At 70.1% G+C, this 19651-nt stretch carries 18 protein-coding genes and 2 pseudogenes; 9 read left to right on the forward strand and 11 right to left on the reverse strand.

The window, feature by feature from the left end; all coding sequences use genetic code 11:
* Positions 1-93 precede the first annotated feature (93 nt).
* Both tsf and rpsB read right to left on the reverse strand, forming a co-directional pair.
* Positions 94-918, reverse strand: a complete 825-nt coding sequence (tsf, locus tag G6N49_RS13380; protein WP_011559393.1) for a translation elongation factor Ts — start codon at positions 916-918, stop codon at positions 94-96.
* Positions 919-928: 10 nt separating this feature from the next.
* Entirely contained in the window at positions 929-1783 is an 855-nt protein-coding gene (gene rpsB, locus G6N49_RS13385; RefSeq protein WP_011559392.1) for a 30S ribosomal protein S2, read from the reverse strand.
* A gap of 275 nt (positions 1784-2058) precedes the next feature.
* Here rpsB and G6N49_RS13390 point away from each other — a divergent pair, with 275 nt between their 5' ends.
* Together G6N49_RS13390 and G6N49_RS13395 are read left to right on the forward strand one after the other, a co-directional pair.
* Positions 2059-2544 (forward strand): M23 family metallopeptidase, encoded by a 486-nt coding sequence (locus G6N49_RS13390; RefSeq protein WP_011855347.1) that lies wholly within the window; start codon positions 2059-2061, stop codon positions 2542-2544.
* A gap of 62 nt (positions 2545-2606) precedes the next feature.
* Positions 2607-2879 (forward strand): annotated as a pseudogene (locus G6N49_RS13395) (LLM class F420-dependent oxidoreductase); the annotation flags it as partial.
* On the opposite strand, the gene G6N49_RS13400 reads toward G6N49_RS13395, so the two are convergent.
* The 7 genes from G6N49_RS13400 to G6N49_RS13430 form a co-directional block, all read right to left on the reverse strand.
* Positions 2865-3065, reverse strand: a complete 201-nt coding sequence (locus tag G6N49_RS13400) for a hypothetical protein (RefSeq protein WP_011559390.1) — start codon at positions 3063-3065, stop codon at positions 2865-2867. The pseudogene G6N49_RS13395 and the gene G6N49_RS13400 sit on opposite strands and share 15 nt — an antisense overlap.
* Before the next feature lie 39 nt (positions 3066-3104).
* Positions 3105-4007, reverse strand: a complete 903-nt coding sequence (locus G6N49_RS13405) for a tyrosine recombinase XerC (protein ID WP_011855346.1) — start codon at positions 4005-4007, stop codon at positions 3105-3107.
* 31 nt (positions 4008-4038) lie between these two features.
* Positions 4039-5199, reverse strand: a complete 1161-nt coding sequence (locus G6N49_RS13410; protein ID WP_011855345.1) for a lactate 2-monooxygenase — start codon at positions 5197-5199, stop codon at positions 4039-4041.
* 51 nt (positions 5200-5250) lie between these two features.
* Positions 5251-6108, reverse strand: coding sequence for a siderophore-interacting protein (locus G6N49_RS13415; protein WP_011855344.1), 858 nt, complete (start codon positions 6106-6108; stop codon positions 5251-5253).
* A gap of 64 nt (positions 6109-6172) precedes the next feature.
* A complete protein-coding gene (dprA, locus tag G6N49_RS13420; RefSeq protein WP_011855343.1) occupies positions 6173-7303 on the reverse strand; it encodes a DNA-processing protein DprA in 1131 nt (376 codons plus the stop codon).
* A complete protein-coding gene (locus tag G6N49_RS13425) occupies positions 7300-8811 on the reverse strand; it encodes a YifB family Mg chelatase-like AAA ATPase (RefSeq protein ID WP_011559385.1) in 1512 nt (503 codons plus the stop codon). Before G6N49_RS13425 ends, dprA begins: the two co-directional genes overlap by 4 nt.
* A complete protein-coding gene (locus G6N49_RS13430; protein ID WP_041925025.1) occupies positions 8811-9179 on the reverse strand; it encodes a YraN family protein in 369 nt (122 codons plus the stop codon). The genes G6N49_RS13425 and G6N49_RS13430 overlap by 1 nt, the downstream gene beginning before the upstream one ends.
* A 442-nt stretch (positions 9180-9621) precedes the next feature.
* Here G6N49_RS13430 and G6N49_RS29705 point away from each other — a divergent pair.
* The 7 genes and pseudogenes from G6N49_RS29705 to G6N49_RS13460 all read left to right on the forward strand — a co-directional run.
* Positions 9622-9711: pseudogene (locus G6N49_RS29705) on the forward strand (DUF2510 domain-containing protein); the annotation flags it as partial.
* Positions 9712-9795: 84 nt separating this feature from the next.
* Positions 9796-10206, forward strand: coding sequence for a hypothetical protein (locus tag G6N49_RS29520; RefSeq protein WP_234789240.1), 411 nt, complete (start codon positions 9796-9798; stop codon positions 10204-10206).
* 167 nt (positions 10207-10373) lie between these two features.
* On the forward strand, positions 10374-11234 hold the full coding sequence (locus tag G6N49_RS13440; RefSeq protein WP_011855341.1) for a DUF1206 domain-containing protein: 861 nt from the start codon (positions 10374-10376) through the stop codon (positions 11232-11234).
* A gap of 264 nt (positions 11235-11498) precedes the next feature.
* On the forward strand, positions 11499-12527 hold the full coding sequence (locus tag G6N49_RS13445; protein ID WP_011559381.1) for an iron ABC transporter substrate-binding protein: 1029 nt from the start codon (positions 11499-11501) through the stop codon (positions 12525-12527).
* On the forward strand, positions 12528-14108 hold the full coding sequence (locus G6N49_RS13450) for an ABC transporter permease (protein WP_011855340.1): 1581 nt from the start codon (positions 12528-12530) through the stop codon (positions 14106-14108).
* Positions 14109-14119: 11 nt separating this feature from the next.
* Positions 14120-15154 (forward strand): ABC transporter ATP-binding protein, encoded by a 1035-nt coding sequence (locus G6N49_RS13455; protein ID WP_221222523.1) that lies wholly within the window; start codon positions 14120-14122, stop codon positions 15152-15154.
* Complete coding sequence (locus G6N49_RS13460; RefSeq protein ID WP_083044612.1) at positions 15151-17643, forward strand: AMP-binding protein; 2493 nt, start codon at positions 15151-15153, stop codon at positions 17641-17643. The genes G6N49_RS13455 and G6N49_RS13460 overlap by 4 nt, the downstream gene beginning before the upstream one ends.
* On the opposite strand, the gene G6N49_RS13465 is transcribed toward G6N49_RS13460, so the two are convergent.
* A complete protein-coding gene (locus tag G6N49_RS13465; protein WP_011559377.1) occupies positions 17609-18427 on the reverse strand; it encodes an acyl-CoA thioesterase in 819 nt (272 codons plus the stop codon). The genes G6N49_RS13460 and G6N49_RS13465 overlap by 35 nt on opposite strands.
* Positions 18424-19644 (reverse strand): CoA transferase, encoded by a 1221-nt coding sequence (locus G6N49_RS13470; protein ID WP_011855337.1) that lies wholly within the window; start codon positions 19642-19644, stop codon positions 18424-18426. The genes G6N49_RS13465 and G6N49_RS13470 overlap by 4 nt, the downstream gene beginning before the upstream one ends.
* Between the last annotated feature and the right edge of the window lie 7 nt (positions 19645-19651).

A 19651-nucleotide genomic window follows, 5' to 3' on the forward strand; every position in this document is an offset into this window, starting at 1 on the left:
CGACGGTACCAACACGTACCGCCGGGTTCGCCGAGCAGACGCAAAAGTGCCCCGGAACTCGCGTCCCGGGACACTTCTACGACTGATCGCGCGTCAGGCCTGGCCGACCTCGAAGCGGACGAACCGGGTGACGGTCACGCCGGCCTCGTCGAGCAGGGCCTTGACCGTCTTCTTGTTGTCGGACACCGACGGCTGATCGAGCAGCACGACGTCCTTGTAGAAACCGGTGACTCGGCCTTCGACGATCTTCGGCAGAGCCTGCTCGGGCTTGCCCTCGTTGCGGGCCGTCTCCTCGGCGATGCGCCGCTCGTTGGCGACGACGTCCTCGGGCACGTCCTCACGGGTGAGGTACTTGGCCTTGAGCGCGGCGATCTGCAGGGCGACCGCGTGCGCGGCCTCAGTGCCGTTCTCGCCGTCACCCGTGTACTCCACCAGCACGCCCACGGCCGGCGGCAGATCCGCGGCACGCTTGTGCAGGTAGGTCTCCACGTTGCCGTCGAAGTAGGCGACGCGGCGCAGTTCGAGCTTCTCGCCGATCTTGGCGCTCAGGTCCGCGATGACCTGCTCGACGGTGGTGTCACCCACCTTGGCGGCCTTGAGAGCGTCGATGTCGGTCGCCTTGGCGGCGGCGGCCGCGGCGACGATCTGATCGGCCACCGATTGGAACTCCGCGTTCTTGGCGACGAAGTCGGTCTCGGAGTTCAGCTCGATCAGTGCGCCGTCCTTGGCGGCGACCAGGCCCTCGGCGGTCGCGCGCTCAGCGCGCTTGCCGACGTCCTTGGCGCCCTTGATGCGCAGCAGTTCGACAGCCTTGTCGAAGTCGCCGTCGGCCTCGACGAGCGCATTCTTCGAAGCCATCATGCCGGCGCCGGTCAGCTCCCGAAGCCGCTTGACGTCGGCAGCGGTGTAGTTCGCCATGTGAGCCTTCCTACGGGTTCTGAGGGGCGGTGGGTTCGGTCTGGATATCCGCCTCGGGCGTACCGGGCGCGGCACCGGCCGCGGTCGGCGACGCCGTCGCGCCGGCGAGCAGTTCCTGCTCCCACTCGGCGAGCGGCTCGGCAGCCTCGGCTTCCGGCTTGTTGCCGTTACCGCCGCCGGCCCGGGCCTGCAGACCCTCGGCGACCGCGGAGGCCACGACCTTGGTCAGCAGTGCAGCGGAACGGATTGCGTCGTCGTTGCCCGGGATCGGGTAGTCGACGACGTCGGGATCGCAGTTGGTGTCGAGGATCGCGATGATCGGGATGTTCAGCTTCCGCGCTTCGGCGACCGCCAGGTGCTCCTTGTTGGTGTCGACGACCCAGATGGCCGAGGGCACCTTCTGCATGTCGCGGATACCGCCGAGGCTGCGCTCGAGCTTGTTCTTCTCGCGGGTCAGCATCAGGATTTCCTTCTTGGTGCGACCCTCGAAGCCACCGGTCTGCTCCATCGCCTCGAGTTCCTTGAGGCGCTGCAGGCGCTTGTGCACGGTCGAGAAGTTGGTGAGCATGCCGCCGAGCCAGCGCTGGTTCACATACGGCATGCCGACACGGGTCGCCTCTTCGGCGATGGACTCCTGCGCCTGCTTCTTGGTGCCGACGAACATGATGGAACCGCCGTGCGCGACGGTCTCCTTGACGAATTCGTACGCCTTGTCGATGTAGGTCAGCGTCTGCTGCAGATCGATGATGTAGATGCCGTTGCGGTCGGTGAAGATGAACCGCTTCATCTTGGGGTTCCAGCGACGGGTCTGATGCCCGAAGTGGGTGCCGCTGTCGAGCAGCTGCTTCATGGTGACTACGGCCATGCTTGTGCCTTACCTGCTTGTCGGTTGTCGCCCGGCGTCGGGTGATGCCAGGCCCTGGTGACTGCGGGAGTGCCGGACCCGCTGTGACACGGGACCGCCGGCATCCGGTACGACTCTGGGTCGAGGTGCAGACACGCGAAGTCAGCCCGCTCGATGCGAACTGCAGGTAGGAGTTTACACCGTCGGAACAGGTGCTTTGTCCACAGCGGACGCCCGCTCCACAGGGCGGCGGCGAGTCCCTGGTGATTGGGGCAGGCACCGGCTGAACTGGGACGATGCGATTCCTGGCGGTGTTGGTGGCGATCTCTGTCGCGGTGGCGGCGCCGGTGCGTGCCGAGGACCGGTTGGACTGGCCGCTGCGGCCGCGACCTGCGGTGGTGCGCACGTTCGACGCGCCCACCCCGAACTGGCAGCGCGGCCACCGCGGGGTGGACCTGGCCGCGACCCCGGGGCAGCCGGTGTACGCCGCGCAGTCCGGCACGGTGGTGTTCGCCGGTGAACTGGCCGGACGGCCGCTGGTGTCGGTCGCCCATCCCGGCGGCCTGCGCACCAGCTACGAACCGGTGCGGCCGTCGGTGCGGGCGGGGCAGACGGTGCGGGCGGGCGCGGTCCTCGGCGAGGTCCTGGCCGGCCACCACGGGTGCGCGGCCGATGCCTGTCTGCACTGGGGTGCGATGTGGGGGCCGGCGTCGCGCGCGGACTACGTCGACCCGCTGGGCCTGCTGGAGACGACGCCGGTCCGGCTCCTGCCGCTGCGCTGAGCGATTTCGGCGTGTTTGGTCGCGCTGAGCGCGACTGCGCACGCCGAAATCGCCCGTGCGACATCGAACTCAACGCGCTGATCCAGGCGGTGGTGGTGACCGACGACCGCGAGGCGGCCGCGGCGGATTTGGCAGCCGCGATCGGCGGGGTCGGCGCCACCGAACTGCTCGATTCGCCGTTCATATTGCTCGGCACCCACGAGCAGATGGCGCAGACGCTGGACGAACGGCGACGGGTCTTCGGGGTGAGCTACTGGACGGTGTCCGACGAATGGGCCGGCCGGCCGTCGGCGATGTCGGACCTCGCGAAGGTCATCGCGCTACTGCGGTCGTGACTTTCCGGCCCGCCAACCCAGGTAGACCAGTCCGATGCCCACCAGCGCAATGACCGGTCCGGCGATCGACCATGTCGTGGTGCCGCTCATCGGGCTGCCCCCGACGAACCCGAACCCCTGGAGCGCGAAGAGCCCACCCGCCAGGGCGACCAGGACTCCGACCACGACCAGCGCGACGCTTTTCATCCGGCAACACTAGCCGCAGGCCGCGTCACACCGTCGCGCTCAGGCCCGCGGGTGGGCCTGGTCGTGGACGGCGCGGAGCCGCGCGACGGTGACGTGGGTGTACAGCTGGGTGGTCGCGAGCGTCGAGTGGCCCAGCAGTTCCTGCACGATCCGCAGGTCCGCACCGCCTTCGAGCAGGTGGGTGGCGGCGCTGTGCCGCAGGCCGTGCGGCCCGATGTCGGGTGCCCCAGCCACCGCGCCGACGGTCTCGTGCACGACGGTGCGGGCCTGACGCGGGTCGAGGCGCCGACCGCGCGCGCCGAGCAGCAGTGCCGGGCCGGACTCGGCGGTGGCCAGCGCCGGACGGCCGCTGGTCAGCCACGCCCGCAACGCCTGCTCGGCCGGTTCGCCGAACGGGACGGTGCGCTGCTTGTCGCCTTTACCGAGGACGCGCAGCAGCCGTCGGGAGGTGTCGACGTCGTCGATGTCGAGGCCGCACAGCTCGCTGACGCGGATCCCGGTCGCGTAGAGCATCTCGACGATCAACCTGTCGCGCAACGCCAGCGGGTCTCCCTGCTGTGCACCGGAATTGGCGGCGTCGAGGGCGTCGCGCGCCTGATCCTGCCGCAGCACCGCGGGCAGTGTCCGTCGCGCCTTCGGCATCTGCAGCCGCGTCGCCGGGTCACTCGCCATCAGCCCGCGCCGCACAGCCCAGGCGGTGAACGTCTTCACCGCCGACGTCCGGCGGGCCAGGGTGGTGCGGGCGGTTCCGGCGGCCGCCTGCGCGGAGAGCCAGGCGCGCAGCACCGGCAGGGTCAGGGATCCGAGGTCGGCGCCGGGGGTCCGTTCGTCGACGAACGCGAACAGCGACCGCAGATCGCCCAGGTAGGCCCGCCGGGTGTGGTCGGAGCGCCCTCGTTCCAGCGCGAGGTACTGGTCGAACGCGTCGAGGACGGACTCCACGCCCCTACCGTGGCAGAGCCGCCGCAGGTGTCTAGCCGACGCGCCGCAGCGTGTCCGGGGTGAGATCGGCCAGCGTCGGATAGCCGTCGACGGCCATGGTGAGATCGGCTTCGGCGAGCAGTGAGCGCAGCACGTGGACGACGCCGTCGACGCCGCCGAGCGCCAACCCGTAGGCATAGGGCCGGCCGATCCCCACGGCGGTGGCGCCCAGGGCGAGCGCCTTGACGATGTCGGAGCCGCTGCGGATACCGGAGTCGAACAGCACCGGCAGCCCGTCGGCGGCTTCCACCACACCCGGCAGGCAGTCGATGGCGGGCAGGCCGCCGTTGGCCTGCCTGCCGCCGTGGTTGGAGCAGTAGATGCCGTCGACGCCTTCGTCCTTGGCGCGCCGGGCGTCGTCGGCGTGACAGATGCCCTTGAGGATCACGGGCAGCTTGGTCAGCGAACGCAGCCAGGGAAGGTCGTCCCAGGTCAGCGGGTTGCCGAACAGCGACACCCACTTGAGCACGGCGCCCTGCGGATTCTCCTCCGGTGGCTGCGTCAACCCGGCCCGGAACACCGGGTCGCTGGTGTAGTTGGCCAGACAGCGCCCCCGGAGCTGCGGAAAGTTCGACGTCGACAGGTCGCGGGGCCGCCACCCGGGCACCCAGGTGTCGAGCGTGACGATGATTCCCTTGTAGCCCGCCACCTCGGCGCGCTGCACGAGGCTGGCGGCCAGCTCCCGGTCGGTCGGGGTGTAGAGCTGGAAGAAGCCCGGTGTCTCGCCGAACTCGGCGGCGACGTCTTCGAGTGGGTCCTCGGTCAGTGTGGACACCACCATCGGCACCCCGGTGCGCGCGGCGGCCCGCGCGGTCGCCAGGTCGCCGTGGCCGTCCTGCGCGCAGATGCCGATCACGCCGATGGGCGCCATGAAAACCGGTGCGGGCAGGGACAATCCGAACAGGTCGACAGAGAGGTCGCGTTCTCGGGTGGCGCGGAACATCCGCGGCACCAGACCCCAGTTGTCGAAGGCGGTGCGGTTGACCCGCTGCGTGCGCTCGTCACCGGCGCCGCCCGCGACGTAGGAGTAGACCGACGGCGGCATCGCGGACTGCGCCTTGGCCTCCCAGTCCGCGAACGTCATCGGCAGCTTCGGCATGACGCCGGACAGCCCCTGCAGGTAGATCTCGAGTTGGTAGTCGCCGAATGCCATGTCCGTCAGGGTGCCAGCCCGCCCGGCGGTCGGGGCGCAGACTCGCGTGTCTCAGCCCGTGGCTTCGGCTTTCGCCAATTCGGCCTTCCACTGACGGAAGGTCTCCTCGGTGCGCCCCCGCCGCCAGTAACCCGAGATCGACGACGCCCATTTGGCGTCGACGCCGCGTTCCTTGCGGATGTAGGGCCGCAGGTTGTGCATGACGGCCTGGGCCTCACCGTGGATGAACACCTGCACCTGGCCGGGTAACCACGACGCCTCCTTGACGGCCGCGACGAGCGGGGCGTTGTCACCGGCAGCCTCCTCGGGGACCAGATCGGCGCGTCCGCCACGGTAGATCCAGCTGACCGACACCCCGTCCGGCGCGGACAGCGGTAGTACGTCGTCGGGTCCCGCGACCTCGATGAACGCCTTGCCGACGGCATCGGGCGGCATCGCCTCGAGCACGGCGCTGATGGCAGGCAGTGCGGCCTCGTCGCCGGCGAGCAGGTGCCAGTCCGCCGCGGCATCCGGGCTGTAGGCGCCGCTCGGCCCCATGAGGTAGGCCGGTTGACCGGGCTGCGCGGAGGCCGCCCACGGTCCGGCCACCCCGTGTTCGCCGTGCACGACGAAGTCGATCGTGACCTCGCCGCGTTCCGGGTCGACCTTGCGCACCGTGTAGGTCCGCACCACCGGCTGCTTCTCCACTGGCAGCGCCTTGAAGCTGTCGAGGGTCAGCGGCGCCTCGAGCGCGGACACGTCGACCCCGTCCGGGACGATCACGAGTTTGACGTAGGCGTCGGCGAACTCGTTGGGGGTGAAGGTGTCGAAGCCGGACGATCCGTTGCCGCCGAGCACCACACGGATCATGTGCGGTGCGAGCTGCTCCGTGCGCACCACCTCGAACCTGTGCACCGGTCGTCCCGCCACGACTGCCTCCAAACTCTCGACTGATTCCCACCGACGATACGAGCGCGCCCGGCGATGCAGTGACCTACCGTCCCCGCGCCATCCTCCAGCGGCCGCCCTCATGTACCACCAAGCCTGCCACCTCCAACATCGCCAATGGCCCCACGACCTGGTAGGCGGGGATACCCGCGGCGACCGCGACCTCGTCCGCACTGCGCGCGCCGCGTTTGGGCAGGGCGTCGTAGATCCGTCGCTCGGCGTCGGTGAGCCCGTCGAGCGGTGTGGCCGGTCCGGCCTCGACCGGCGGGAGCTCTCCCATCCGTCCGACCAGCTCGATGATCTCCTCGGCACGGGTCACCAGGATCGCGCCGCCGTCGCGCAGCAGGCGGTGACAGCCCACCGACGCCCCCGACGTGACCGGTCCGGGCACGGCGCACACGTTGCGACCGAGAGCGCCGGCCCACGCCGCGGTGTTCGCCGCACCGCTACGCGCCCCCGCCTCGACCACCACCGTGGCACCCGACAGCGCCGCGACGAGCCGGTTGCGGGTGAGGAAGCGGCTGCGCGTCGGGCGGGACCCCGGTGGATATTCGCTGAGCACCAGCCCGTTCGCGCGAATCCTGGCGAGCAGCGCGGAGTGGCCCGCCGGGTAGGGCACGTCGATACCGCCCGCCACGACAGCGACCGTCACCCCCTCGCCCGCGAGCGTCGCCCGGTGCGCGGCGCCGTCGATACCGAACGCGCCACCGGACACCACCGCGACGTCGCGCATCGCCAGCCCGGCGGCCAGATCCGCCGCCACGTGTTCGCCGTAGGCGGTGGCCGCCCGGGTGCCGACGATCGCCGCCGCCCGCTCGGCCACCTCGTCCATACCGACCGGGCCGACCGCCCACAGCACGAGCGGCGGGTGGCCCTGCGGCCGCTTCTGCGTGTCGACGCCGGTGAACTTCAGAAAGTTCAACAGCGGCCATTCGTCGTCGAAGGCGGTGACCAATCGCCCGCCCATCCGGGCCAGCACGTCGAGATCCGCTTGCGCACAATCATGTTCGCGGCGGGCCTCGGTCTTGCGCCTCAACCGCTCACCCACCTCGGCGCGCCGGATCTTCTCGGCGGCCTCGACCGGCCCGACGTCGGTGACCAGGGCCGCCAGTTCCGGACACGGCGGTTCGGCGACCCGCGACAGATACGCCCACGCGCGCGTTTCGATGGTGTTCATCGGATACCCGCCACGTTCCTGAAGCTCAGCGCGATACCGATCTCGTCGACGCCGGGGACCTGTCGGCCGGCGAGATCGGCGAGGGTCCACGCGACCCGCAATGAGCGGTCGACCCCCCGGATGCTCAGCACGCCGCGGTCGAGTGCCGAGCGCAAGGGCTCCATCGCCTTGGTGGCGAGTCCGAACTTCCGCCGCAGCAACGATCCGCTGACTTCCGCGTTGGTGCGGATGCCGTAAGGGCGCCACCGTTCTGCGGCGGCGGCTCGCGCCGCGGCCACCCGTGCACGCACGACGGCGCTCGATTCCCCCGGTTCCGGCGCAAAGGCCCCCGCCTTCACCGCGTGCATCTCCACCCGCAGGTCGACACGATCCATCAGCGGACCCGAGAGCTTGCCGAGATAGCGCTGTTTGATGCCGCCGGGACAGCTGCAGTTGCGCGGGTCGGCAGGTGCGCACGGGCACGGGTTGGCCGCCATCACCAGTTGGAAGCGCGCCGGGTAGCGGGCCACGCCGTCGCGGCGGGCCAGCCGTATCTCCCCGTCCTCCAACGGGGTTCGCAACGCTTCGAGGGCGCTGACCCGGATCTCGGCGCATTCGTCGAGGAACAAGACGCCGCGGTGGGCCCGACTCACCGCGCCGGGCCGCGCCATCCCCGCACCACCGCCGACCAACGCAGCGACGCTGGAGGTGGGGTGCGGCGCCACGAACGGCGGTCTGGTGATCAGCGGCGCGGCACCGGTCAGCAGACCCGCCACGGAGTGGATCGCGGTCACCTCGAGCGACTCCTGCTCCGACAGCGACGGCAACAACCCCGGAAGGCGTTGAGCCAGCATGGTTTTACCGACACCGGGCGGTCCGGTCAGCATGAGGTGGTGGGCTCCGGCGGCGGCCACCTCCACGGCGTAGCGGGCATGCGCCTGACCGACGACGTCGGCGAGGTCGGCCGTCTCACCCGAAGGGGCGGGCGGCGCAGCGATCCGCGGTTCGAGGTCGGCCTTGCCCGCCAGCCACCTCCGCAGGTGCCCGAGGGTGCGCACTCCCCACACGTCGATACCGTCGATCAGGCCGGCCTCGGCGAGGTTCTCGCAGGGGACGACAACCGTCGGCCAGCCCTCACGCTTGGCGGCCAGCACCGCGGGCAGCACCCCTTTCACCGGACGCACCCGGCCGTCGAGCGCCAATTCGCCGAGTAGGACGGTCTTCTCGAGCCGTGTCCACTCCGTCTTCTCGTGGGCGCACATCACCGCGGCGGCCAACGCCACGTCGTAGACCGACCCCATCTTCGGCAGCGTCGCAGGAGAGAGCGCCAGCGTCAGCCGGGACATCGGCCATTCGGCGCCGCAGTTGGTGATCGCCGCACGCACACGGTCACGCGACTCCTGCAGAGCCGCATCGGGCAGCCCGACCAGATGCACCCCCGGCAAGCCGGAGGAGATGTCGGCCTCGATCTCGACGATCACCCCGTCCAGGCCCAGCACCGCCACCGAGAAGGCCCGTCCCAGCGCCATCACGCCACCCCCGTCAGGTGGGTGATCTCCGGGGTGGCCTGCCGGCCGATACGCACCCCGATGACGTCGATCCGCACCGCTGCCCAGCGTTCGTCCCGACCGGCCAGCCACAACCCGGCCAGCCGGCGCAGCCGTCGCACCTTCTGCGGCGTGACCGCCTGCACCACCCCGCCGAAGTGGTCAGTGGTGCGGGTCTTGACCTCCACGAACACCACCGCCCGCGCGGCCGGGTCCTCGGCGATCACATCGAGCTCACCGTAGCGGCACCGCCAATTACGTTCCAGCACACGCATTCCCAGCGAGTCCAGGTGTTTGACCGCCAAGTCTTCCCCCAGCGCGCCGATCGCCGCACGAGTCCACGTAGTCATGGGAGCAAGGCTGCGCACCCACACCGACACCGACGGCACACCGGCACCGGGTTATCCCCAGCCGCCGATTCATCCACAGGCCAGCACGCCTCGGCGTATACGAGCTCACCGTCGAGTTCCGAGTCGCAACTATCGTGTTCGGAGATCACTTCGGAGACACCTGTGTAGCTGCTCGCTTGACAGTCGGTATTTCACTCAGTCGTCAATAATCGCAACCGATTCGGGCAGTTCGGCATCGCCATGAAGGCCAAAAGTCCCTGCTGATCAACCGCGGTCCAAGGGACGCTAGTTGCCGTGCTGCGCGGATAGCGCAGACCACCCGTGGCGCGACTCCCCGACCTAAGAATGCGTCCTCGGGTCGCCGACGAGCATGGAGACCGATTATGTACGAGCCACACCAACCCGGCGGGTTCCGCAGGCTGCGCTCCTCGAGGGGCGCGCGATGACCGCCGGGTGGTTCCCCGACCCCAGCGGGCAACCCGGACAGCGTTACTACGACGGGCAACGATGGACTCCGCATTTCGTACCCACTCCGCCGCCGGTCGTGGCGCCGCCTCCACCCTCTGTGGCGGTCGCTGTGTCCTCTGGCGGAGGACCCAACCACGCGTTGCACGCGGTGCTAACCCTGCTGACGTGCGGGCTGTGGCTGCCCATTTGGATCCTGGCCGCCATTATCGGTGCGGCCTCCGGATCGTCGGTCGCCGTCGTCGGTGGCGCTGGGGGCGCGAGAGTGACCACTCGGTCCAACAGGACTGCCCTGATCGCATTGGCCGGTTTGTTCGTCGGGCTGGTGATGCTGGGTGTCGTCGTCGAGCATCCTTGGCTGCTCGTCGTGCTGGCGCCTATGGTCGGCGCGGGCGCATTCTTCTTCTGGCAGTACAGGTCCGCTCAGGATCGGAGGTCTCGGGAGCTTCGCGAACAGTACCGGCGCGACGTGCTCGCCGATCGCGCCGACTACGAGAACGCGTTGTGGCAACGCGGCGACCCGCGCGGGACCTACGGCCGCTACATGCCGCCGAGGTACTGAGCGAACTGTGGAGCGAGGCACGTTCGCATACGCCGACTGATCTGCGGCCTGGTGCGCACGAACGACGAGAGCACAGCATGCGTTTCACGCCCGTCAAAAAGGGGGACCCGTAGCCAGCCATCCGGCCACCCAATCGCGGCTGCACCGACGCAGGAGGTTTCACGAGCATGAGCACCAGACCCGGCTACGGCGGAGGCATGGGTAGTGGCAGGGGCAGCGCCGGTGTCAATGGCGCGGTCAACAAGGCGACCAACAGCGACGCCTTCGAATACACCGCCCGGGCCGGGTTCGCCGCGAGCGGGGTGCTCCACCTGCTGGTCGGCTACATCATCCTGCAGATCGCCCTCGGCAGCGGCGGCAACGCCGACCAGTCCGGGGCGCTGGCGACGCTGGCCGGCCAGACCGGCGGCAAGATCGTGTTGTGGATCGCCACCATCGGATTGATCGCCCTGGGCCTGTGGCGGTTGGCCGAGGCGTTCATCGGCGCCAAGCCCGGCGAGCAGTACGGACAAGCCCAGGGCGACAACCCCGCCTGGAAACGCGCCAAGTCCGTGGGGCTGGCGATCGCCAACTTCGCCATCGCCTTCTCCGCGCTGCAGTTCGCCACCGGCGGCGGTCAATCCAGCGGCCAGCAGAACTCCGGGATCTCGGCCCAACTGATGCAACACGGCTGGGGTAAGGCGCTGTTGATCCTCGTCGGCCTCGGCGTCATCGCGGTCGGCGGCTACCACGTCTACAAGGGCGCCACCAAGAAGTTCCTCGAGGACCTCCGGGTCACCGGCGGCACCGGCATCAACGCGGTCGGCGTCGCCGGCTACGTGGCCAAGGGCCTGGTACTCGCCGGGGCGGGCATCCTCGTCATCGTCGCGACCCTGCAGGCCGACCCCGCGAAGGCCTCCGGTCTCGACGCGGCTGTCAAGACGCTCGGGCAGGCGCCGTTCGGCAAGTTCCTGCTCATCGTCGCCGCGGTCGGCATCGCCGCGTTCGGCGCCTACAGCTTCGTGCGCAGCCGCTACGGCCGCCTGTAACCGCCCGAACCACCGAACCGTCGCCGCAGCCTCGCTGCGGCGGCGGCTCGCTTTTCGGCTCCATCGCCCGGCAAATGCGCCGGCGACCGCACAACCCAGCTACAGCATCTCCAACGATTCCGGCAGCTACCGAACGACGAATTCCGGTCACGGCGGTCCGCCATCGTGGATGCCGACTCCGTCCCGGCGGGGAGGTAGGGAAGGGTATCTTCACTTAGGTCTGCCTCAGGTCACAGCGCCCGTGGCGCGGAAAGGATGCACTGGATGCGACCACGTTTGAGCCGGATCAGCCGCCCGATCGTCGCCGTAGTGTCGGCCCTCGCGGTGGTGACCGGTCTGGCCGCCTGCTCGAGTTCGGACGACTCCGACGAACTGCTGATCTACAACGCCCAACACGAGTCGCTGACCAAGGAGTGGATCGACGCCTTCACCAAGGAGACCGGCATCAAGGTGTCCTACCGTCAGGGCGGCGACACCGAACTCGGCAACCAACTGGTCGCCGAGGGCGATGCCTCACCGGCCGACGTCTTCCTGACCGAGAACTCCCCCGCCATGGCCGCCGTCGAGCGCGCCGGACTGTTCGCCGACCTCGACGCCGCCACGATCGACCAGGTTCCAGCGCAGTACCGTCCGGCCACCGGTAAGTGGACCGGCGTCGCCGCGCGCAGCACGGTGTTCGTCTACAACCCGTCCCGGCTCAAGGCCGATCAGCTGCCGAAGTCCCTGCTCGATCTGCAGCAGCCCGAATGGAAGGGCCGCTGGGGCGCACCGCCGGCCAAGGCCGACTTCCAGGCGATCGTCGCCGCGTTGCTCCAGTTGGAGGGCGAGCCCGCGACCGCGCAGTGGCTGGCCGGGATGAAGGCGAACGCGGTCATCTACAACGACAACATCGCCACACTCAAGGCCGTCAACGCCGGTGAGGTCGACGGCGGCGTGATCTACCACTACTACTGGTTCCGCGATCAGTCCAAGACCAAGGAGATCAGCGGCAACACCGCGCTGCACTACTTCAAGAACCAGGATCCGGGCGCGTTCGTCAGCCTCTCCGGCGGCGGGGTGCTCGAGTCGAGCGACAAGAAGGACCAGGCGCAGCAGTTCATCACGTTCATCACCGGTAAGGCCGGTCAGGAAGTGCTCGAGAAGGGCACCTCGTTCGAGTACCCGGTCGCCAGCGGGGTGCCCGCCAACCCCGCTCTGCCGCCGTTGGACACCTTGCAGGCACCGACGGTCGATCCCTCGACGCTGGACGCGCAGAAGGTGACCGATCTGATGACGAAGGCTGGCTTGCTGTAGGTGGTCGCCGCCGCCCCGCCCGTTCCGCCCCCCGCGACACCGGTCGCGCGGTCCGACAAGAACGCCCGTCCCGGCCCACTGGTGTCCGGCACGGTGGCGATCCTGGTCGCCGCCACACTGGTCCCGCTGGGCTACGTGGTGTGGGGTGCGGTCTCCATCGGGTGGGACCGGGCGTACGAACTGGTGGTCCGGCCGCGCGTCGGCGAACTGCTGCTCAACACCGTCGCACTGGTCGCGGTCACCGTTCCGCTGTGCGTGGTGATCGGCGTCGGCGTGGCGTGGCTGGTGGAACGCACCGACCTCCCCGGCCGGGCGTTCTGGCGTCCGCTGTTCGTCGCGCCACTGGCGGTCCCGGCGTTCGTCAACAGCTACGCCTGGGTCGGCGTCATCCCGTCGCTGCACGGGTTGTGGGCGGGCGTCCTGGTCACCACCCTGTCCTACTTCCCGTTCATGTACCTCCCTGCGGCCGCGACGCTGCGCCGACTCGACCCGGCCGTCGAGGAGTCGGCGCGCGCGCTCGGCTCCCACTCCACCGGAGTGTTCTTCCGGGTGGTGCTGCCCCAGTTGCGGCTGGCCATCCTCGGCGGCGCACTGCTCATCGCCGTGCACCTGCTCGCGGAGTTCGGCGCGTTCGCGATGGTGCGCTTCGACACCTTCACCGTCGCGATCTTCCAGCAGTTCCAGGTGACCTTCGACGGTGCGGCGGGCAGCATGCTGGCCGGGGTACTGGTGCTGCTGTGTCTCACGCTGCTCGTCGCCGAGGCCGCCGCCCGCGGGAACGCGCGGTACGCCAGGATCGGGTCGGGGACGCAGCGCGCCGCCACGCCGGTTCACTTGGGCGCCAACATGATCCCTGCGCAGCTGACGCTGGCCGCCCTGGCCGTGCTGGCTCTCGGGGTGCCGGTGTGGACGATCCTGCGCTGGCTCCACATCGGCGGCGCCGAGGTGTGGGCGTTCGACGACATCGGCGAGGCGCTCGGCCAGACCGTCGCACTGGCCGGTATCGCGGCCGCGCTGACGACGGTGCTGGCCTTCCCCGTCGCGTGGGTCGCGGTGCGGTCCAGCGGATTCCTGGCCCGCGCGGTCGAAGGCGCCAATTACGTGACGAGTTCGCTGCCCGGCATCGTCACCGCACTTGCGCTCGTCACCGTCACCATCCACGTCGTGCGCCCGCTCTACCAGAGTGTGGCGCTCATCGTCTTCGCCTACGTGCTGCTGTTCATGCCGCGCGCCCTGGTCAACGTGCGCGCCGGGCTGGCCCAGGTGCCGACCGGTCTCGAGGAGGCCTCCCGCTCACTCGGCCGCTCCCCGACGGTGACGTTCCTGCGGGTGACGTTGCGTCTCACCGCACCCGCCGCGGCGGCCGGCGCGTCGATGGTGTTCGTCGCCGTTGCAACGGAACTGACCGCGACGCTGCTCCTCGCCCCCACCGGCACGCGCACGCTGTCGATGCTGTTCTGGTCCTACGCCAGCGAACTCGACTACGCCGCCGCCGCACCGTACGCGCTGGTGCTGGTCCTGCTCGCGGTGCCGGTGACGATGATCCTGCTCAAGCAGTCGACGAAGGGGGCCGCCCAGTGACCGGCCCCGCCATGCTCGAAGTCCGCGCCCTGGCCAAGACGTTCCACGACCACACGGTGCTCGATCACATCGACCTCGACCTGGCACCGGGCAGCCTGACCGCCGTCGTCGGAGCCTCCGGATGCGGGAAGACCACCCTGCTGCGGCTGATCGCCGGGTTCGAGACCCCGGACTCCGGAACCATCGCCATCGCCGGCCGGCAGGTGGCGAGCGCGACGAGTTCGGTTCCACCGCACCGCCGCAGCGTCGGATACGTCGCCCAGGACGGCGCCCTCTTCCCGCACCTGACCGTCGGCCAGAACATCGCCTACGGCCTGTCCGGCACCACCCGAAGCGCCGCGGTGCGCACCAGGGTCGCCGAGCTGCTCGAAACCGTCTCTCTGGAGCCGAGTTTCGCCGCCCGCCGTCCCCACCAGCTGTCGGGCGGCCAGCAACAGCGCGTCGCGCTGGCCCGTGCACTGGCCCGCGAACCGGACCTGATGCTGCTCGATGAACCGTTCAGTGCCCTGGACACCGGCCTGCGCGCGTCCACCCGGAAGGCCGTCGCGGGACTGCTGTCCCGGACCGGCGTGACCACGCTGCTGGTGACGCACGACCAGGAGGAGGCGCTGTCGGTCGCCGACCAGGTCGCCGTCATGCGCGACGGCCGCTTCACCCAGGTCGGCACGCCCGAACACGTCTACCGCCGGCCCGTGGACCGGTTCACCGCCGAATTCCTCGGCGACTGCATCACGCTGCCGTGCACCGTCACCGCCAACGTCGCCGACAGCGCGCTGGGACGCATCCCGGTGATCGCCGACGACGGTCCGGGAACCTTGATCCTGCGCCCCGAACAGCTCGTGGCGACGGTCGTCTCCGACAGCGGCCGGCTCGACGGCGTGGGCACCGTCATCGCCACCGAATTCCTCGGTCACGACGTACTGCTCACGATCGACCCGGCCGGCGACGGCGCGCCGATCGTCGTGCGCCAGCACAGCCTCGCCCCTCCGCCGGTGGACGCCAAGGTGCGCATCGAGGTGGTGGGTCACGGAGCGGTGCTGAAATGAGCCGCCTCGTCGATTGTCTTCGCGCGCACGGGGATCGGATCGCGGTACTCACCGATTCCGAGCGGCTCTCATACCGCGACCTCGCCGACCTGGTGTCCGGGTCGGCCGCCCGTCTCGGGGACACCCGTCGTCTGGTGATGCTCGAGACCCGCAACGACCTGCCGACCCTGGTGCACTACCTGGGGGCGCTCGCCGGCGGCCACGTGGTGCTGCCGGTGCCTGCCGGACGCGATCACCGCGAGTTGACGGCCACCTACGATCCCGACGTCGTGGTCGACGGGTGCGGACCGCAGATCAGGCGCGAGGGCAGCGCACACCGCCTGCACGACGACCTGGTGCTGCTGTTGTCCACCTCGGGCAGCACCGGCTCACCCAAGCTGGTCCGGCTCTCGCGGCGCAATCTGCTCAGCAATGCCCATGCGATCGCCGACTACCTCGACATCCGCGAAACCGACCGCGCCGCAACGACACTGCCGATGTCGTACTGCTACGGCCTGTCGGTGGTCCACAGCCACCTGCTGCGCGGCGCCGCGCTCATCCTCACCGAACACTCCGTGGTCGACGACGAGTTCTGGACGTTGTTCCGCCGCCACGGCGGCACCACCTTCGCCGGTGTGCCCTACACGTTCGACCTGCTCGACCGCGCCGGTTTCGACACCATGGACCTGCCGCACCTGCGCTATGTCACCCAGGCCGGTGGACGGTTGGCGCCCGAACGGGTGAAACGGTACGCCGAACTCGGCGCGGCACGCGGCTGGCAGCTGATCGTCATGTACGGCGCGACCGAGGCGACGGCCCGGATGGCCTACCTTCCGCCCGACCTCGCCGCCGAGCATCCCGGCTGCATCGGCGTACCGATCCCGGGCGGCTCGTTCACGATCGAGGCGCTGGACGGCTGGCCGGCCGACGATGCCGCGGGCGAACTCGTCTACCGCGGGGACAACGTGATGATGGGCTATGCGCACACCGCGGCCGATCTGTCGCGCGGCGACGAGGTCGAGGCGCTGCACACCGGCGATATCGCCCGCCGCCGGCCCGACGGTCTCTACGAGGTGATCGGCCGCAGCAGCCGGTTCGTCAAGATGTACGGCCTGCGCATCGATCTGCAGCGGCTCGAGACGGCGCTGCGTGCGCGTGGCGTGCCCGCGTTGTGCTCCGACCTCGACGACCGCCTCGTCGTCGCCGCGACCGCACCGCAGCGCCCGGCGGAGGTCGCCCGGCTGGCCGCCGAGGCCGCGGGTGTGCCGTCGAGCGCGGTGCACGCCGTGGTGGTCGCCGACCTGCCGGTGCTGCCGACCGGCAAACCGGACTACCCCGCGGTGCGGGCACTGGCGGCGCCGGTCGACGACGCACCGCCGACCACGGATCTGACGACCGTGTTCGCCGAGGTGCTGCACCTCGACAGGGACGGCATCGACCCGGACGCCAGCTTCGTCGACCTCGGCGGCAACTCGCTGACCTACGTGGCGATGTCGGTCCGGCTGGAACGGGCACTGGGCCGCCTGCCCGCCGACTGGCAGCGCGTGCCGCTGCGCGATCTGCAGACCCGCGCGGTACCGCCGCGCCGGCGCTGGACGGCCACCCTCGAGACCAGCGTCGCGCTGCGCGCGGTCGCGATCGTGCTGATCGTCGGGTCGCATGCCACGCTCTTCGAACTGTGGGGCGGGGCGCATGTGCTGCTGGGCATCGCGGGGTACAACTTCGGCCGGTTCTGTCTGACCCCCGCTCCCCGCGCGCAGCGGGTCCGGCACCTGCGCACGACGATCGCCTGGATCGCGGTCCCGTCGGTGGTGTGGGTGGTGATCGCGCTACTGGTCACCGACGACTACCACCTGTCGAACCTGTTGCTGGCCAACAAGTTCCTCGGTCCGCACGACAGTATGACCGCCGGGCGGCTGTGGTTCGTCGAGGTGCTGGTGTGGACCCTCGTCGCGCTGGCGGTGCTGATGGCGGTGCCCGCCGCCGACCGGGCCGAGCGGCGGTGGCCGTTCCTGTTCGCCGTGGTGTTCCTGGCCGCCGGCCTGGCGTTGCGCTACGACATCCTCGGGCTCGACCTGGGCCGCGACGCGTGGTTCACGATGCTGACCTTCTGGTTCTTCGCGGCCGGATGGGCCGCGGCGAAGGCCACGGCACCGTGGCAGCGGGTGGCGGTCACGACGGCCCTCGTGGTCAGTTTGTACGGGTACTTCGGGAACACCAACCGCGAGATCCTGGTGCTCGCCGGCTTCCTGCTGCTGATCTGGCTGCCCGCGCTGCGCTGCCCGCCCGGGTTGACGGTCATCGCGGGCGTCGTCGCCGAGGCGTCGCTGTACACCTACCTCACGCACTTCCAGGTGTACGCATTGTTCGAGGGGCGTCCCGCGCTCGGCGTCGCCGCGTCGATCGCGGTGGGTGTGCTGCTCACCCAGGCGCTCACCCTGCTGCGCCGGCGGTTGCGCGACCGCCGGCCGAGCGTCAGTGCGGCGACGGCGGTTCCCGCTCGGCGATGAGCCCCTCCTGCGCGAGGGTCGCGGCGATGACGCCGTCCGCGCGGACCAGGCTCGCGGTGATCATGCCGCGGCCGCGGGCGGCGGCCGGTGAGGTGGACTCGAGCAGGTTCCACTCGTCGGCGCGCACCGGTTGGTGAAACCACACCGACGAATCGGTGGTGCCGCTGCGGTGGGTCCGCGCCCGCATCGAGTGTCCGTGCACCTGCAGCGCGGGGTCGATCATGTAGAGGTCGGTGACGTATACCGCGATCAGGGTGTGCAGGAGCGCGTCGTCGGGCAGGTCGACCGTGACTCGCCACCACAACCGCCGCACGAAACCCTCGCCGGAGCCGTCGTCGGCGATGCGGATGTCGAGTTCGTCGAGCGGTACCGACGGTGCCGGGCCGGGCGGTCCGGTGGGCTCGAGGGCGTCGGGTCCGGTTGCGGGAAGCCGGTGGTGACCGTGTTCGGGACCGGCCATCGGCGCGGCGAACGACACCGTGGCGGTGGTCAGCAGCCGGCCGGCCTGGCGCGATTCGACGCGCCGGGAAGCCGTCGTGCGGCCGTCGTAGACGGCGGTGACGTCGTAGTCGACCGGGTCGCCCGCCTCGCCCCCGCGCAGGAACTGCAGATGCATGTTGGTCGGGGGCCGGTCGCCGTCCACGGTGCGCGCGGCCGCGGCCAGGCTCTGTGCGGCGAACTGCCCGCCGTAGGCCCGTTTGCCCGCGGGTCCGCTCGGCGCCCCGATCCAGGTGTCCGCGCGCTCCCCCGCGGCCACGTCCAGGAGCTCGAGCAGGTGACTCACGCTCCGCCTGATCCTGTTGCGACGGAACCGGATTCGGCGAGGTGCGCGATCTCGTCGGCGGGCATGCCGAGCCATTCGGCGAGTACGGCCGCGGTGTCGTCGCCCAGTGCGGGTGCGGCCACGGCGGGCGGGTAGGTGCCGTCGATCGCGATCGGCAGACCGGGTGCCAGATAGCGGCCGACGCGCGGTTGGTCGAGCTCGGTGAACAGTGGATTGGTCGTGACGCGGTCGTCGCCTGCCACTTCGGCGAAGCTGCGGTAGCGCTCCCACAGCACCGAGGTGCCCGACAGCGCGGACGCCACCTCGTCGGCGGTGTGCGCGCTGAACCAGACGGTGAACAACCCGGTCAGCGCGTCGCGGTGACGGTAACGTTCCCCTTCGTCGGTGAAATCGGCGCCGAGCGCGTCGCCCAGTGCGGCGACGGCCTTGGCGGTGCCGGTCAGTTCGGTGAGGTCACGGAAGTGCCGGTTGGTCAGGGCCACCACCATGAACGCTGCGCCGTCGCAGCTGACGAAGTTCTGCCCGTACGTTCCGTAGAGCGAGTTGCCCACGCGGGGGCGGGATTCGCCGGTGACCATCGCCTCGGTGAGGAACGCGAGATTGCCCGCGGTGGCCAGCGCCACGTTCTCCAGGGGGATGCTGATCCGGGCGCCGTCGCCGCTGGCGTCGCGGTGGCGCAGGGCGGTGGTGACCGCCAGCGCGGCGTACAGCCCGCAGGACACGTCCCACGCCGGGAGCACGTGGTTGACCGGGGTGGCGAGTTCGGGCGGTCCGGTCACCAGGGGGAATCCGGTGGCGGCGTTGACGGTGTAGTCGACCGCGGTGCCGCCGTCGGCGCGACCCGAGACCTCGACGTGGATGAGATCCGGGCGCTGCGCGGCCAAGGTGTCGTACGAATGCCATTGCCGTCCGGCGACATTGGTGATCAGGATGCCGGCGTCGACGATCAGGCGGGTCGCCAGTTCCTGACCTTCGGCGGTCCGCATGTCCACGGCGACCGAACGCTTGCCCTTGTTGAGCCCCGCCCAGTAGATGCTGTCCCCGGCGTCGGTGACCGGCCAGCGCCGGTAGTCGGCCGCGCCCCCCACCGGGTCGACGCGGATGACCTCGGCACCCAGCTGCGTCAACGTCATCCCCGCCAGCGGTACCGCCACGAAGCTGGAGATCTCGACGATGCGCACCCCGGCGAGCGGCCGGACCGGATCCGTTGCAGGCATCCGCTCA

Origin of the sequence: Mycolicibacterium monacense (assembly GCF_010731575.1) — a bacterium.
In the GTDB taxonomy this organism is placed as follows: domain Bacteria; phylum Actinomycetota; class Actinomycetes; order Mycobacteriales; family Mycobacteriaceae; genus Mycobacterium; species Mycobacterium monacense.

Bases quoted from the DNA above. Each gene is read 5' to 3' on its own strand.
- tsf (WP_011559393.1), bottom strand. From the start codon at position 918: ATGGCGAACTACACCGCTGCCGACGTCAAGCGGCTTCGGGAGCTGACC.
- rpsB (WP_011559392.1), bottom strand. From the start codon at position 1,783: ATGGCCGTAGTCACCATGAAGCAGCTGCTCGACAGCGGCACCCACTTC.
- G6N49_RS13390 (WP_011855347.1), top strand. From the start codon at position 2,059: ATGCGATTCCTGGCGGTGTTGGTGGCGATCTCTGTCGCGGTGGCGGCG.
- G6N49_RS13400 (WP_011559390.1), bottom strand. From the start codon at position 3,065: ATGAAAAGCGTCGCGCTGGTCGTGGTCGGAGTCCTGGTCGCCCTGGCG.
- G6N49_RS13410 (WP_011855345.1), bottom strand. From the start codon at position 5,199: ATGGCATTCGGCGACTACCAACTCGAGATCTACCTGCAGGGGCTGTCC.
- dprA (WP_011855343.1), bottom strand. From the start codon at position 7,303: ATGAACACCATCGAAACGCGCGCGTGGGCGTATCTGTCGCGGGTCGCC.
- G6N49_RS13425 (WP_011559385.1), bottom strand. From the start codon at position 8,811: ATGGCGCTGGGACGGGCCTTCTCGGTGGCGGTGCTGGGCCTGGACGGG.
- G6N49_RS13430 (WP_041925025.1), bottom strand. From the start codon at position 9,179: ATGACTACGTGGACTCGTGCGGCGATCGGCGCGCTGGGGGAAGACTTG.
- G6N49_RS13440 (WP_011855341.1), top strand. From the start codon at position 10,374: ATGAGCACCAGACCCGGCTACGGCGGAGGCATGGGTAGTGGCAGGGGC.
- G6N49_RS13445 (WP_011559381.1), top strand. From the start codon at position 11,499: ATGCGACCACGTTTGAGCCGGATCAGCCGCCCGATCGTCGCCGTAGTG.
- G6N49_RS13455 (WP_221222523.1), top strand. From the start codon at position 14,120: ATGCTCGAAGTCCGCGCCCTGGCCAAGACGTTCCACGACCACACGGTG.
- G6N49_RS13460 (WP_083044612.1), top strand. From the start codon at position 15,151: ATGAGCCGCCTCGTCGATTGTCTTCGCGCGCACGGGGATCGGATCGCG.
- G6N49_RS13470 (WP_011855337.1), bottom strand. From the start codon at position 19,644: ATGCCTGCAACGGATCCGGTCCGGCCGCTCGCCGGGGTGCGCATCGTC.